This window comes from Sphingomonas aerolata, from assembly GCF_003046295.1.
GTDB lineage: Bacteria > Pseudomonadota > Alphaproteobacteria > Sphingomonadales > Sphingomonadaceae > Sphingomonas > Sphingomonas aerolata.
On record NZ_PZZN01000001.1, the window covers coordinates 876,412 to 890,929 of the forward strand.

General features: G+C 70.2%; 12 protein-coding genes. 9 read left to right on the top strand and 3 right to left on the bottom strand.

The window, feature by feature from the left end; all coding sequences use genetic code 11:
• The first annotated feature begins 90 nt into the window (after positions 1-90).
• The 9 genes from C8J24_RS04020 (at position 91) to C8J24_RS04060 (ending at position 10,464) form a co-directional block, all read left to right on the top strand.
• A complete protein-coding gene (locus tag C8J24_RS04020; RefSeq protein ID WP_107930454.1) occupies positions 91-3,486 on the top strand; it encodes a chromosome segregation SMC family protein in 3,396 nt (1,131 codons plus the stop codon).
• Between the two features lie 47 nt (positions 3,487-3,533).
• The gene (locus C8J24_RS04025) at positions 3,534-3,719 is read left to right on the top strand and encodes a hypothetical protein (protein ID WP_031394247.1); all 186 of its coding nucleotides are present in this window, start codon (positions 3,534-3,536) and stop codon (positions 3,717-3,719) included.
• Between the two features lie 60 nt (positions 3,720-3,779).
• Positions 3,780-5,024 carry a putative DNA modification/repair radical SAM protein gene (locus tag C8J24_RS04030; protein WP_107930456.1) on the top strand — a complete coding sequence of 415 codons (1,245 nt, stop codon included), beginning with the start codon at positions 3,780-3,782 and terminating at the stop codon, positions 5,022-5,024.
• A gap of 63 nt (positions 5,025-5,087) precedes the next feature.
• Complete coding sequence (locus tag C8J24_RS04035) at positions 5,088-5,999, top strand: HNH endonuclease (RefSeq protein WP_107930458.1); 912 nt, start codon at positions 5,088-5,090, stop codon at positions 5,997-5,999.
• Between the two features lie 98 nt (positions 6,000-6,097).
• Positions 6,098-6,376, top strand: a complete 279-nt coding sequence (locus C8J24_RS04040; protein ID WP_056673976.1) for a hypothetical protein — start codon at positions 6,098-6,100, stop codon at positions 6,374-6,376.
• Positions 6,377-6,381: 5 nt separating this feature from the next.
• Positions 6,382-6,813, top strand: a complete 432-nt coding sequence (locus tag C8J24_RS04045) for a periplasmic heavy metal sensor (protein ID WP_107931436.1) — start codon at positions 6,382-6,384, stop codon at positions 6,811-6,813.
• Positions 6,814-6,836: 23 nt separating this feature from the next.
• Entirely contained in the window at positions 6,837-7,415 is a 579-nt protein-coding gene (locus C8J24_RS04050) for an RNA polymerase sigma factor (protein WP_420894088.1), read from the top strand.
• An 80-nt stretch (positions 7,416-7,495) separates the two neighbouring features.
• A complete protein-coding gene (locus tag C8J24_RS04055) occupies positions 7,496-9,289 on the top strand; it encodes a copper resistance system multicopper oxidase (protein ID WP_107930460.1) in 1,794 nt (597 codons plus the stop codon).
• The gene (locus C8J24_RS04060) at positions 9,286-10,464 is read left to right on the top strand and encodes a copper resistance protein B (protein ID WP_107930462.1); all 1,179 of its coding nucleotides are present in this window, start codon (positions 9,286-9,288) and stop codon (positions 10,462-10,464) included. Before C8J24_RS04055 ends, C8J24_RS04060 begins: the two co-directional genes overlap by 4 nt.
• On the opposite strand, the gene pnuC is transcribed toward C8J24_RS04060, so the two are convergent.
• The 3 genes from pnuC to C8J24_RS04075 are packed head-to-tail and all read right to left on the bottom strand — an operon-like array spanning position 10,395 to position 14,487.
• Entirely contained in the window at positions 10,395-11,012 is a 618-nt protein-coding gene (pnuC, locus tag C8J24_RS04065; protein WP_107930464.1) for a nicotinamide riboside transporter PnuC, read from the bottom strand. The genes C8J24_RS04060 and pnuC overlap by 70 nt on opposite strands.
• Positions 11,009-12,160 carry a phosphotransferase enzyme family protein gene (locus C8J24_RS04070; protein WP_107931438.1) on the bottom strand — a complete coding sequence of 384 codons (1,152 nt, stop codon included), beginning with the start codon at positions 12,158-12,160 and terminating at the stop codon, positions 11,009-11,011. The genes pnuC and C8J24_RS04070 overlap by 4 nt, the downstream gene beginning before the upstream one ends.
• A gap of 14 nt (positions 12,161-12,174) precedes the next feature.
• Entirely contained in the window at positions 12,175-14,487 is a 2,313-nt protein-coding gene (locus C8J24_RS04075) for a TonB-dependent receptor (protein WP_107930466.1), read from the bottom strand.
• Between the last annotated feature and the right edge of the window lie 31 nt (positions 14,488-14,518).

The following is a 14,518-nucleotide window of genomic DNA, read 5'->3' on the forward strand; positions in this document are numbered from 1 at the left end:
TGCGAAGGCGGGGACCCAATCCGGGCTGCCGCCTTCGCGGGAGAGCAGGAGCGCGCTACGCTCGCCAATCGTGAAGGGAGAGCGCGCGCCATGCAGATCAAACGCCTCCGCATCACCGGGTTCAAGAGCTTCGTCGAACCCGCCGACCTGGTGATCGAATCCGGGCTAACCGGCGTGGTCGGCCCCAATGGCTGCGGCAAGTCGAACCTGCTCGAGGCGCTGCGCTGGACGATGGGCGAGGCCAGCGCCAAGTCGCTGCGCGGTGCCGGCATGGACGACGTGATCTTTGCGGGGACCGCGACCCGCCCCGCGCGCGATTTCGCCGAAGTGTCGATCCTCGCCGAGATCGCCGGCCCCGACGGCGCCGACGAACGCGAGATCGTCCGCCGGATCGAACGCGGCGCAGGGTCTGCCTACCGGATCGACGGCCGCGACGTCCGCGCGAAGGATGTCGGGCTGCTCTTCGCCGACGCAGCGACCGGGGCGCATAGCCCCGCGCTGGTCAGCCAGGGCCGGATCGGCGCGGTCATCGCCGCCAAGCCCGCCGACCGCCGCGCGATGCTCGAGGATGCCGCCGGGATCGCCGGGCTCCATGTCCGCCGCAAGGATGCCGAGGCGCGGCTACGTGCGACCGAGGCCAATCTGGCCCGGCTCGACGCCGTCATCGCCGACCAGGACGCACGAGCCGCCGCGCTCAGACGCCAGGCGCGCGCCGCCGAACGCTATCGCCTGCTGTCGAACCAGATCCGCGTCGCGGAGGCACGGACGATCTTCGCACGCTGGCGCGACGCCGCTGCCGCCGCCGAGTCGGCGACCGCCGACGCCGCGCAGGCCGAGGCGCGGGTGGCCGCCGCCGCCGCCGCCGAATCCCTTGCGGCGAAGGCGCAGCACGACGACGCCGCCGCGGTCGCCACCGCTCGCGCCGCCGCGCTCGCCGCGCGCGACCATGCCGCCGACACCGGCCATAGGCTGGCCGGCCTGCGGACCGAACGCACCGCGCTCGACCGCCGCCTCGCCGATCTCGCCGACTCGCGCCGCCGTATCGCCGAGGACCGGCTGCGCGAGGGCAGCCTCGCCAGCGACGCCGCCGACGCGCTCGCCCGCCTCGCGACCGAGATCGCCGCGCTCGATGCCGCGATCGCCACCGCCACCGCCGCGCTTCCCGCGCTCGATGCGGCGCAGGCCGAGGCCGAACGCGCCGCGCGCGACGTCGAGGTCGCGCTGGCGCAGGCGATGACCCGCCATGCGAGCGACGTCGCCGAGGCGCGGGTCGCCGCCGCCGCGCGCGCCGCCGCGCGCACCCGCGCCGATCGCGCCGCACGCGACACAGCGCAGATCGAGGCGGCGCACCGCGCGCTCGGCGATTCCGCCCCGCTCGAGGCCGATCGCGCCACAGCCGCCGAGGCGCGTCTCGCCGCACTGGAGGACGCCGCCGCCGCCCGCCATGCGCTCGCGCAGGCCGATAGCGACGAACGCGCCGCAAGTGGTTTGCGCGATGCCGCCGAGACTGCGCGCGCCACCGCCCGCGCCGAACTCGCCGCGCTCGACAGCGAGGCCGCCGCGCTCACCCGCGCGACCCAGCGCAGCGGCCGCGACCGGCTGCTCGACCATGTCACCGCCATGCCGGGGCTGGAGCGCGCGCTCGCCGCCGCGCTCGGCGACGATCTGGATACCGACCCCGCCGCCTGGGCCGGCGCTGTGCCCGCGCCCGGCGATCCCGCGCCGCCGCCCGGCACCACCGCGCTTACCGCCGACGTCGACGCACCCGCCTCCCTCGCGCGCCGGCTCGCGCAGGTCTTCGTCACTGACCAGGACGACGGCCAGCCGCTCGCGGTCGGCCAGCGCCTCGTCACCCGCGACGGCGTGTTGCGCCGCTGGGACGGCTTCGTCGCGCAGGGCAGCGGCGCCGCGGCCGCCGAGCGGCTTGAACGTCGCAATCGCCTGCACGCGCTGGAGGCCGCGCGCCCGGCGGCCGCCGCCGCGCTCGCGACGCACGACGCGGCGCGCACCGCCATCGACCAGCATATCGCCGCGCACCGCCAAGCCGCCCAGGACGCCCGCGCCCACCTGTCCGCCGCCGAGACCCGCATCCGTGACGCGCAACGCAACGAGGATCGCGCCGCCGCCGCGCTCGAACGCCGCGCCGGACAGCGTGCCGATCTCGACCAGCGCGCCCACCGCGTCCATGCCGAACAGGCCGATGCCGCGGCGGACCTCGCCGCCGCCGACGCCGCGGTGGCGGCATTGCCCGACGGCCGCGCCAGCGCCGACGCGGTCGCGACGCTCCACCGCGACGCCGAGGCCCGCCGCGGCGCGGTCGCACAGGCGCGCAGCGACCGCGCCGCACAGGACCGGCTGCGCGCCGAAACGCGCGAACGCCTCGCCGCCGCGCAGGCCGATATCCGCAGCTGGCGTGCGCGCGCAGGCGAAGCGGCAACCCGCATCACCGCCTTGGACCGCCGCGCCCGCGACGTCGCCGCCGATGCAGAGGCACTCGCGGACCGCCCCGCCACCCTCGATGCCGCGATCGCCACGCTCGATACCGAGCACGCCGCCGCGCGCGCGGACGCCGACACGCTCCAGACCGCCGAACGCGCCGCCGAAGCCGCGCTTCGCACCGCCGACGACGCGCATCGCCGCGCGGCCGAAGCGCTCGCCGAGGCACGCGAGCACCGCGCCGGCGCGCTCGTCCGTGTCGACACACAGGAGCAGCAGCGCCGCGAACTAGGGCGGCTGTCGGGCGAGCGTTTCGCCTGCCCCGCCCCCGTCCTGCCCGAACGCCTCGACTTCGCGGCCGCCGATGTCCGCACCCCTGCGGACGAGAGCCGCGCACAGGACCGCCTGACCGCCGAGCGCGAGCGGATCGGCGCGGTCAACCTCGTCGCCGACCAAGAGCTCGCCGCACTCGAAACCGAGGCGGTCGGCAATGCGGCCGACCGCGACGAGCTGGGTCAGGCGGTCCACCGGCTGCGCGGCTCGATCGGCACGCTCAACCGCGAGGGGCGACAGCGGTTGCTCGCGGCGTTCGAGACGGTGAACGGCCATTTCCAGCGGCTGTTCGCAACGCTGTTCAATGGCGGCAGCGCGCATCTCGAGCTCGTCGATTCGGACGATCCGCTCGAGGCGGGGCTCGAGATCCTCGCCCAGCCCCCCGGCAAGCGGCTCCAGTCGCTGACGCTGTTGTCGGGCGGCGAGCAGGCGCTGACCGCGGTCGCACTCATCTTCGCGCTGTTCCTGACCAATCCCGCGCCGATCTGCGTGCTCGACGAGGTCGACGCGCCGCTCGACGACGCCAATATCGACCGCTTCTGCGACCTGCTCGACCGGATGGCGCGCGACACCGCCACGCGCTACCTCGTCGTCACGCACAATGCGGTCACGATGAGCCGCATGCACCGGCTGTTCGGCGTGACGATGATCGAACCCGGGGTGAGTCGCCTCGTCTCGGTCGATCTTCAGGCCGCCACCATCCTCGTCGCGGCATAAAGGCGTCACCCGCTGCGAAACGCGAGCAATCGCGCTATAATGGTCGGATGTTCCTCGACGACTCGACGATCTGGCCGCGCAAGGACGATCTCCCGCCGCGCAAGCCCGCCTTCCGCCATGAGAAGGCGCTCAGCCGCATGCTCCTCGTCTATGCGCTCGCGTTGATGCTCCTCCCGATCAGCCTCGGCAGCTTCGTCGACATCATCCGCTACGTCGCTGGCCTGTTTGGATAATCCCCGGACAGTTGATCCGCATCAATCGACAGGCATCTGTGCGGAACGTAAGATGAACGTATGGCCCAGCTCGACACCCGTGAGAAACTCGAGATCCTGGCCGATGCCGCGAAGTATGACGCATCCTGCGCGTCGTCGGGCACTGCCAAGCGCAATTCGAAGGACGGCAAGGGGCTCGGCTCGACCGAGGGCATGGGGATCTGCCACGCCTATGCGCCCGATGGTCGATGCATCTCGCTGCTCAAGATCCTGCTGACCAACAGCTGCATCTTCGACTGCCATTACTGCATCAACCGCAAGAGCTCGAACGTCCGCCGCGCGCGCTTCACCGCAAAGGAGGTCGTCGACCTGACGATCGCCTTCTACAAGCGCAACTATATCGAGGGGCTGTTCCTCTCCTCGGGGATCATCGCCTCGTCCAACTACACGATGGAGCAGATGGTCGAGGTCGCGCGCAGCTTGCGCGGGGATCATCATTTCCGCGGCTATATCCACCTCAAGACGATCCCCGACGCCGATCCCGAGCTCGTCCATCAGGCGGGGCTCTATGCCGATCGCCTGTCGATCAATGTCGAGCTGCCCACCGCAGGCGGGCTCAAGCGGCTCGCCCCAGAAAAGGACGGCGTCCGGATCGAGACCGCAATGCGCGAGGTCAAGGCCTCGATCGTCGACGGCAAGGACGCCAAGGCCAAGTACAAGTCCGCGCCGCGCTTCGCCCCCGCAGGCCAGTCGACGCAGATGATCGTCGGCGCCGATGCCGCGACCGATGGCGACATCGTCCGCAAGGCCTCGACGCTGTACGACCGGTTCGGTCTTCGCCGCGTCTATTATTCGGCGTTCAGCCCGATCCCCGACGCCAGTGCGGTGCTGCCGCTGCAACGCCCGCCGCTGATGCGCGAGCACCGGCTCTATCAGTCCGACTGGCTGATGCGCTTCTACGAATTCCAGCCGCACGAGGTCGTCGCCGCGGCGGACGACGCGACCGGCATGCTGCCGCTCGACATCGATCCGAAACTCGCCTGGGCGCTGAAGTTCCGCGGCAGCTTCCCGGTCGACGTCAATCGTGCGCCGCGCGAGATGCTGCTCCGCGTCCCCGGGCTCGGCGTGAAGGCGGTCAACGGCATCTTGACCAGCCGCCGCTGGCGCCGCCTCCACCTTGCCGATGTCGCGCGGCTGACCGTGTCGGTCGCCAAGATCCGCCCGTTCATCATCGCCGAGGACTGGCGTCCGGTCGCGCTGTCCGACCGCGCCGAACTCCGCCCGATCGTGGCGCCGAAGCCGCGCCAGATGGAAATGTTCGTCTGATCCTCCGCTCTAGGTAGGCGCGGTCACGGCTGGTGGATCTGAAGTGATGCGCTAAGGTCAGCAATGGCCTTTGGCGTTTTCATTCACCGCTCGGACTCGATCTACGACGACAGCCCGGCCGAACGATACCAGTTCCCAGCCCAGTATCTGAGCCGTGCGCAGCCCAGTATCGGCGACTGGATTCTCTATTACGAACCCCGCAAGGTCGCGGCCACGCGCGGCTATTTCGCGGTCGCCAAGGTCGAGCGGATCATCCCCGATCCGTCGGCGCCGGCAATGTATCGCGCGCTGATCGAGCCCGGCTCCTATCTCGACTTCGCAACCCCCGTGCCCTTTGCCGGAGTTGACGGTCCGGTCGAACGCGGCGTTCTCAACGATCAGGGGCGGATATCCGGCCACGCGCAATCCGCCGTGCGCCCGATCTCCGCTGCCGACTTCAACCGGATCGTCGCGCTCGGCCTCGACGACGATGCCCCGCTGCTGCCGCGCACCGGCGATGACGTGGCCGACACGGTGGACGATGGCCATTGGCACGAGGAGCGCAGCCCGTTCCTGATCGAGGGCGATCGTCCGCGCATCGCCAGCCTCACGTCTCGGATCGTGCGCGACCGGATATTCCGCCGCACCGTCCTGCGCGCCTATGACGAACGATGCGCGATCACCGGGCTGAAGCTGATCAACGGCGGCGGCCGTGCCGAGGTCGAGGCGGCGCATATCCGCCCGGTCGAGGCGAACGGCCCCGATATCGTCAGCAACGGGCTCGCGCTGTCGGGCACCGCGAACTGGATGTTCGACCGCGGGCTGTTGCCGCTCGCCGATGATCTCGCCATCCTCGTATCGCGCCAGGCCAATGATCCCGACACGATCCGCGGGGTCGTCAACGCGAGTGGCTATGCCACCGCGCCGGCTCGCACAGCCGATCGGCCGCACCCCCATTTCCTGCAATGGCACCGCGCGCACTGCTTCAAGCATTAACGGCGGCACGGCGGCGGCAACCCATTCTCGCCAGCCGGCAAAAATCATGCGGGATCGCCCGCGGCGGTGCGTATGTCTGGATGCAGAGGGAGCGGACGATGCAGGATCCTGTCGATGAAGGACTGACCCGGCTGGCGGCGATGCCGGTGCCGCGCGCGCTCGATGGCGTCGAGGCGTCGGTGTTCGAGAGCATCGCGGAGAATGCGCGCAGTCGGCACACCAGCCTCCTGGTCGGGCGGTGGTCGGTCGGTACCGCGCTGGTGCTGGGATTGATCGGCGGGGCGGCACCGATCGGCCATGGCGCGCCCGCGCAGGCGTCGATCCCGATCGGAATCGACGGCGCGCTTGCTCCCTCGACCTTGCTGCTCGGGCAGTGACGTCCGTGGTCCGGCGTGCGGCACCGACGATCGTCCTTGCCTTCCTCGCGGCGATCGCCGGTGTGTTTATCGGCGGCTGGATCCGGGCGCCGGGCGCAGCGCACGGCACCGAACTTCACACGCTGCTCCACCGCGACGTGGTGCTCGACGCCCCGCAGGAGGCGGCGCTCGACCGGCTCGAGGCCGAGTTCGCGGTCCGCCGCGCGGCCCTGGAAGCGGAGCTGCGCGCCGACAATGTCCGTCTCGCTGCCGCGATCGAGCGCGAACATGCCAATGGCCCCGCGGTCGCCGCCGCGGTCGACCGGTCGCACCGGACGATGGGCGCGCTGCAAAAGGCGACGCTCGCGCATGTCTTTGCAATGCGCGGCGTGATGCGCGCCGACCAGACCGCGGCGTTCGACCGGGTCGTCGTGCAGGCGCTGACCCCCGCGCATTGATCCCGCCCCGCCCCGACAGGACCGTGCGCCGCACGAGCATCGATCTCGATGCCTATGACGACGCCGCGCTGGTCGCCGCGCATCTCGCCGGGCCCGCGGCGGACCGGCAGGCGGCGTTCACGGCACTGATGCGGCGGCACAAACAGCCGCTCTACCGCCTGATCCTCGCGCAGATCGGCGATCCCGACGAGGCGCTCGATTTGTTGCAGGACAGCTTTGTCGCGGCGCACGCCGCGCTGTCCCGCTATGACCGCGACCGGTCGCTGCGCGCATGGCTCGCGCGGATCGCGATCAACAAATGCCGCGACTGGCACCGTCGCCGCCGCGTCCGCCATATGCTCGCCCGCGTGTTGCCGATCGAGGCGGGCGAGCGGGTCGCGGACGGGGCGGCGGATACGGAGACGAACGCGATCGGTCGCGACGACCTCGCCCGCACGCTGGCCGATATCGCGCGGCTTCCCGCCCCGCTGCGCGAGCCGCTGCTGCTGTGCACGATCCACGAGCTGAGCCAGGCAGAGGCCGCGCAGGCGCTGGGGATCAGCACGAAGGCGGTCGAGACCCGGATCCGTCGCGCCCGCGCCGCGCTCGCCGCCGCGGCCTGATTTGTCTAACGTCGTGAGGGGCAAGCCGATCGGCGGCGTATGACCTGACAGACGTGGCCGCTCCCGGCCCGAGGATCCGCATGACCCGACCGACCCGCCGCCAATTCCTGCGCGACGCCACGCTTGGCGGCGGCGCGCTCGCGCTGCCCTGGCTGCCCGCCTGGGCCCAGCCCGTGTCCGCCGGGATCGCGACCCCGCTGCCGGTGCTGTCCGGCACCGATATCGCGCTGACCGTGGCGCATCTGACGCGGACGATCGACGGCACGCGCAGCCACGCGATCGGCATCAACGGCACCAGCCCCGCGCCGCTGATCCGGCTGAAACAGGGGCAGCAGGTCCGGCTGTCGGTGACCAACAGCCTTGACGAGGAGACGTCGATCCACTGGCACGGGCTGCTCGTGCCGTTCCAGATGGACGGCGTGCCCGGAATCAGCTTTCCCGGCATCCCGGCGCGAACCACCTTCACCTACGACTTCCCCGTCGTGCAGGCGGGGACCTATTGGTATCACAGCCATTCGGGGCTGCAGGAGCAGATGGGGCATTACGGCCCGATCGTGATCGATCCCGCCGGCGCCGATCCGATCGTGTCCGACCGCGAACATGTGATCGTCCTGTCGGATCACAGCCCGCTTCACCCGCATGCCATCTTCCGCAGGCTGAAGCTCCAGGGCGGCTATTTCAACTATCAGAAGCAGACGCTTGGCGGCCTGCTCGCGGGCCGGGACCAGCCGGCGGGCGAACGGCGGATGTGGGGCGGGATGCGGATGGACCCGACCGACGTGTCCGACGTGACGGGCGCGACCTATACCTATCTCGTCAACGGACACGGCCCCGCGGACAACTGGACCGCGCTATACACGCCCGGCGAGCGCGTCCGCCTGCGCATCATCAACGCCTCGGCGATGACCAACTTCAACGTCCGCATTCCGGGGCTGAAGATGACCGTCGTGCAGGCCGATGGCCAGAACGTGCGTCCGGTCGCGGTCGACGAGTTCCAGATCGCGGTCGCCGAAACCTATGACGTGATCGTCGAACCCGCCGCGCCCGTCGCCCACACGCTCGTCGCCGAGGCCTGGGACCGGTCGGGCATGGCGCGCGCCACGCTGACGCCGCGCATCGGGATGGTCGCTGCGGTCCCGGCACTGCGCAAACGCCCGCTCGCGACCATGAAGGACATGGGCATGGGCGACATGGCCGCGATGGATCATGGCGCGATGGGCGGCATGGCGGGGATGAACCACGGCACGATGCCGGGCATGGACAAGCCCGTGAAGGCTCCCGCCGGCGAGGCGCCGATGCCCGCTATGAGCCACAGCATGCGCGACTTTGCCAACGCGCCGGGCCTGCCGAAGACGCCGACCGTACAGACCGTCGCGCCGATGTCGATGGATCGCACCGGCGAGCCGCCGCAGGGCCTTAGCGACACCGGCCACACGGTGCTGGTATACCGCGATCTCGTCGCGCTCGAGCGCAATCCCGACCTGCGCGCGCCGTCGCGGCAGCTGCAGATCCACCTGACCGGCAACATGGAACGCTATATGTGGGCGTTCGACGGCGTAAAGCTGAACGAGGTCAAGGCGCCGATCCCGTTCCGCCAGGGCGAACGCGTCCGCGTCACTCTGGTCAACGACACGATGATGGCGCACCCGATTCACCTGCACGGCCATTTCTTCGAGCTGGTGACCGGGCACGGCGATCATGCGCCGCGCAAGCACACGATCAACGTCGCCCCCGGTGGCACCGCGACCTTCGACCTCACGGCCGATGCGGTCGGCGACTGGGCGTTCCATTGCCACATGCTCTACCACATGCACGCGGGCATGATGCAGGTCGTCACCGTCCGCCCCGACAGCGAAGCGGGAGCAGCGGCATGAAGACGCTCGCTCTCTTCCTCGCGACCGTCACGGCCACGCCCGCCGCGGCACAGATGCACGACATGCACGGAATGAAGATGCCCGGCATGGCGATGCCCGCCAAACCCGCGCCCAAAAAGCCCGCACCAAAAAGGCCGGCACCCAAAAAGACCGCCCCGGCAAAACCCGCGGTACGCAAAACGACGCCCGCGCGTGCGCGCGCTGCGAAGCCCGCTGCATCAGCAATGCCGGCGATGGACATGTCCCCGACCGCCGCCTGTTCGGCCGAGCATGCCGCAATGGGCCATTGCAAACCCGCCGCCGGTGACGCGACCGCCCCACCGCCAGCCATCTCAGCCGCCGCCGACCCGTGCCCGCCCGAACACGCCGCGATGGGCCATTGCACCCCGACCGCGTCTGACGGTCCCGCCGCCCCGGCGGGCACCGACCAGCCCGCGGGCACCGCACCGCCCCCCGCGCCGCCGACCACGCTCGCGGCGGCGCGCTTCTACGATCCCGCAACGATGGCGAAGGCCAACCGGATGATGCGCGACGAGCATGGCGGCATGCGCTTCAGCCAGATCCTCTTCAACCTCGCCGAGGTCCAGGTGCGCAACGGTCGCGACGGCTATCGCTGGGACGGCGCGGGCTGGTTCGGCGGCGATATCGACCGGCTGGTCGTCAAGACCGAGGGCGAAGGCGGTTTCGGCGACCGGGTCGAGGCCGCCGAAGTGCAGGCGCTCTATTCGCGCGCGCTCGACCCGTACTGGAACCTGCAGGCCGGCGTCCGCCAGGATCTCGGCGCAGGCGACAAGCGGACCTATGCCGCGCTCGGGGTCGAGGGTCTGGCGCCCTATTGGTTCGACGTCGAGGGCACGCTGTTCCTTTCCGACAAGGGCGACGTGCTGGCGCGTGCGGAGGCCTGGTACGACCAGCGCATCACCCAGCGTGCGATCCTCCAGCCGCGTGTCGAGCTGAACCTCGCCGCGCAGGACATGCCCGGCAGCCGGATCGGCGCGGGGCTGTCCACCGCCGAACTCGGCCTGCGGCTACGCTACGAGATCCGCCGCGAACTCGCGCCCTATGTCGGGCTGTCCTGGGAACGGCGCCACGGCGCCACTGCCCGTTATGCGCGCAGCGATGGCGATAGGACCGGCGGGGTTTCGCTCGCGCTCGGTGTGCGCGCCTGGTTCTGACGCGCCGCCTGCCACTGTCGATAGCCCAGTAGCGCGAGCAGGATCATCGCCGCATAGAGCCCCGCGGTCAGCATCAGGCCCTTCACGACGAACATCCCGACATAGACGATGTCGACGACGATCCACAGCAGCCAGCTCGCACTGTGCCGCCGCGCGGTCCAATATTGCGCGACCAGACTGAAGCTGCTCAGCGTCGCATCGATCCAGGGCAGCGCCGCGTCGGTATAGCGGCTCATGACAAAGCCGATCGCCATCGCGGCACCCGCACCCGCGCCGAGCCCCGCCAGCGCGGGGATCGGCCGTAGCGGCACGACAGCGACGTCGCCCGCATCCTGCCGCCCGCGCGTCCAGTTGCGCCACCCATAGAGCAGCGCACCCGCGAACACCGCCTGCAGCATCATGTCCGCATAGAGCCGCACGTCGAGGAACAGCTTGAAGTACAGCGCACAGGCCAGCAGGTTGACCGGCCAGCACCACAGCCGCCGCACCGCGGTCAGCCAGATGCCGAGGAAACTGACCGCGACCGCGGCGATCTCGAGCATCGTCACGCGCCGTGCTCCGCATCGGCGATCCGGCGGAGGAACGCCTGCCCCGGTTCGGACAGGAACCACGCCGCATGGCCGATCAGATAGCCGTCCCAGGCCAGCGCCGCCGCGCTCATGTCGCCGAGCACCCCTGCGAAATACGCGACCTCCGACAAGGCGAATTCGAGATGCACCAGCGGCAGCAGCCGGACGAGCGTCGCCCCGTCCTCCGCACCGAACGCGGTCGTCGCCGCATAGCCCGCCAGCAGCGCACACGCCGCCTCGGGCTGGCCGATCGTGGCGTCCGCGCCCTGCCCGAGCGCCAGCCAGGCGACACCGCTGCGTTCGAGCGCGATCGCCAGGTCGTGCAGCGCGCAGGTCCGGTCCGCCAGCCCGAAATCGATGACGGTCCGCACGTCCTCCTCCTCCCAGAGCAGGTTGGAGGGATGCCAGTCATTATGCGTCCACAAGGCCGGCTGCGCGGCGAGCCGTGGCTGCAACCCGTCGCCGAGCACGCTGAACAGCGATGTGAACTCGCGCCGCCACGGCCTCCGGGCGAGGAAGGCGGCGAGCGCCGGCCGCGCCGCGATATAGCGTTCCGTCGCCGCGATCGGGTCGGGATCGGGCAGGATGGTGAAGCTGGCGACCAGCGGTTGCGGCGGTCGCGCCGGCGCATCGAACCCCTGCGACGCGCGGTGCAGCCGCGCCAGCGCAACGCCCGCCGCCCGCGCCTGCGCCAGCGACAGGAACGGCGTCCAGGAGGGCCGGTCGCGATACAGGTCGACGCCGGCGGCCTTGCGATGCAGTTCATAGGTCCAGTCGCCACGGGCCAGCGCGCCGCTGTCGCTGGCGGCGAGCGTCATGACCTCCGGCACCGCAATGTGCGGGCGCAGATGCGCGATGAACCGGTGTTCCGCGCCCAGCTGATCGGGCGTCCGCAGACGGCGGTGATGCCGCTTGAGCAGGAACATCCCCTGCCCGGTCTCGATCAGCGCCGCCGCGGAGAAGGGCCGCGGCGAATGCCAGTGCACGCGCGCGAGTCGACCGGCGGCCGGGAACTGCGCGACCACGGTCGCGGCTTCCTCGGCGGTGATTGCCGGCCAGCTCGGCGCGGCCATGTCGGTGCCCATCCCGTGGACCAGATGCGCCGCCGGCGAGCCCGCGCCGCTCATCGCGCCGGCATCGGTCACAGGCCGCGGGAGATGGTCGCCATGACGGCCGCACCACTCCCGACATAATAGGTCGGCGCAGATCCCGCGATCAGCGTCCCGCCGCGCCCGATCACGTCGCGCGCATTGGTCGAGACCGACTGCACCCCCGCCAGCACGCGCGGATCGGTCACGTTGATCGCGTTCAGCCGCAGGTCGGTCCGCTTGCCGTCGAGCATCGACGCCAGATGCACGCCGACCGACAGGTCGAGCGTCGCATAGCCCTTGATGCTCTCGTCATTGACGAAGGTCGCATATTGCCGCCCGACATATTTCACCACGAAACTGCCGAACAGCCGTCCGTCGTCATAGGTCCCGCCGCCACCGACCTGGACGGTCGGGCTGGAGACCGCATGCCGGCCGCGGGTCGGCAGATAGTCGTCGCCGACCGGCAGGTCGTCGCTGATCCGTGCGCGCAGATATTCGCCCGAGACATAGACGCTGACACCGCGCGCCGGGCGATAGTCGATCTCCGCATCAATCCCGTAGGAGCTCTGCCCCCCGGCATTCAGCGTCGAATTGACCAGCGCGCCACCATTGTTGATGACCGTCGCCAGCTGGCGGTTCCGGAAATCATAATGGAACCCCGTCACCGATGCGGACAGCGCTGTACCGATATAGCGATAGCCCAGCTCCTGCGAGACCGCATATTCGTTCTTGAGCGCGGTCGTCCCCGCGCTGACCAGCGCACCGCCCGCATAGCTGTCGTAGAGCTTGAACTCGTTCGGCGTGCGGAAGTTCGTCGTGATGTTGGCGAACAGCTGCTGCCGGTCGTCGATCTCGTAATGCACCGCCGCCCGCGGCAGCGCGGCGAAGCTGTCGAGGCGGACGCGGTCCTGCGGCCCGGGCAGGTAGTTGCGCCCGCTGCGCAGCACGTTGACGCCCTTGAACCCGATATCGACCGCAAGACGCGGGGTCAGCGTGACATGGTCGGCCAGGAACGCCGCCTTGGTCACCGTCACGGTCCGCTGGTTCTCATAGGCGAGCAACCGGCCGTCCGCGGTCCGGATCGCCTTTGCGCGATACCCCCAGCGATCGGCCGGTTCGCCGTCGGCGCCGACCGCGGTGTAGGACTGGACGACGCGGTCGGTGCCGTGATCGAACCACAGCCCCGCGGTCAGCCGGTGGATGCCGCGCTCGATTGTCAGCGTGTTGACCGTCCCGGCGCGGCGCTGGTCGCCGGTATAATTGCCCAGCACCGTCGCGACCCCGTCGACCGCACCCGGCAGCGCGATCGGATCGGCGAGCGGCTCGATGCCGAGGAAATTGCCGGTCGTGCCGAGCTGCGTCCCATAGGGCGAATTGCCGTAGCCGAACTGCAGATAGCTGGTGCTGTCGAGCGTTACCCCTGCGCCCAGCGCCAGATGCACCGGCGCCGACGCATAGAGGTTGCGGAACGGCGCACGGTACAGCCGCCAGTAATTGGTGTTGCCCGCGCTGTACCGCGCATCGAAGTTGAAATCGCGTCCCTGCGCGCGCCATTCGGCGAGCGTCGGGCTGCGATAGGTCGACGAGTTCGCGTCGTTGAACGACAGCGCCAGGCTCGCGCGGTTGCCGTTGCCCCATTCGCCGAGCAGCTTGGCATCGACATGTTGGCGCGTGTCATGGCCGGCACCGCGCCAGTTGTTCGCGCGCGTGTTCGAATAAGAGACGAAGGCCCGCAGCCCCGTCTGGCCGATCCGTCCGCTATCGAGCCGGACGAAGCCGCGCCGCGCCGCATAGGATCCGATCGACAGGTCGACGAGCCCGCGCGGCGCCGCACTCGGATCGTCGAGCCAGAGCGACAGCGACCCGCCCGCACCGCCCAGGGTCGGCGACGCGATATCGACCGCGCCCTGCGCCAGCGCGATCCGCTGGAGATTCTCGGTATCAGCGAACTGCGAGGGATAGGCGTAATAATAGCCAATGTCGTTCTGCGGCGCGCCCTCCATCGTCACGCCGATCTCGTCCTGCCCCAGCCCGCGCAACGTCAGGCTCGAACTGGTCGACAGACCGTAAGGATCACTCGACGCGACGGTCGCGCCGGGCAGGAGATTGACCAGCTGGAACGCGTTGAGCGTCGGCGCCTGCTTGGTGATGAACGCCGCGGCGATCGCGCTCTCGGACTTGGGCACCGTCTGGTCGGGGAGCAGCCCCTCGGGATCGAGAAGGCCGACCACGCGGATATCGACCGGGTCGGCGCCGTCCCGCGAATCCGCCTGCGTCTGCGCGCTGGCGGGGGCGAAGGCCACCACAGCAGCAAGTGCCACTGCCAGCGCAGTACATGCAACACGGGGCGGCCGGCCCGTCATCAGGTCAAATCGAAGGATCATCACGGTCTTG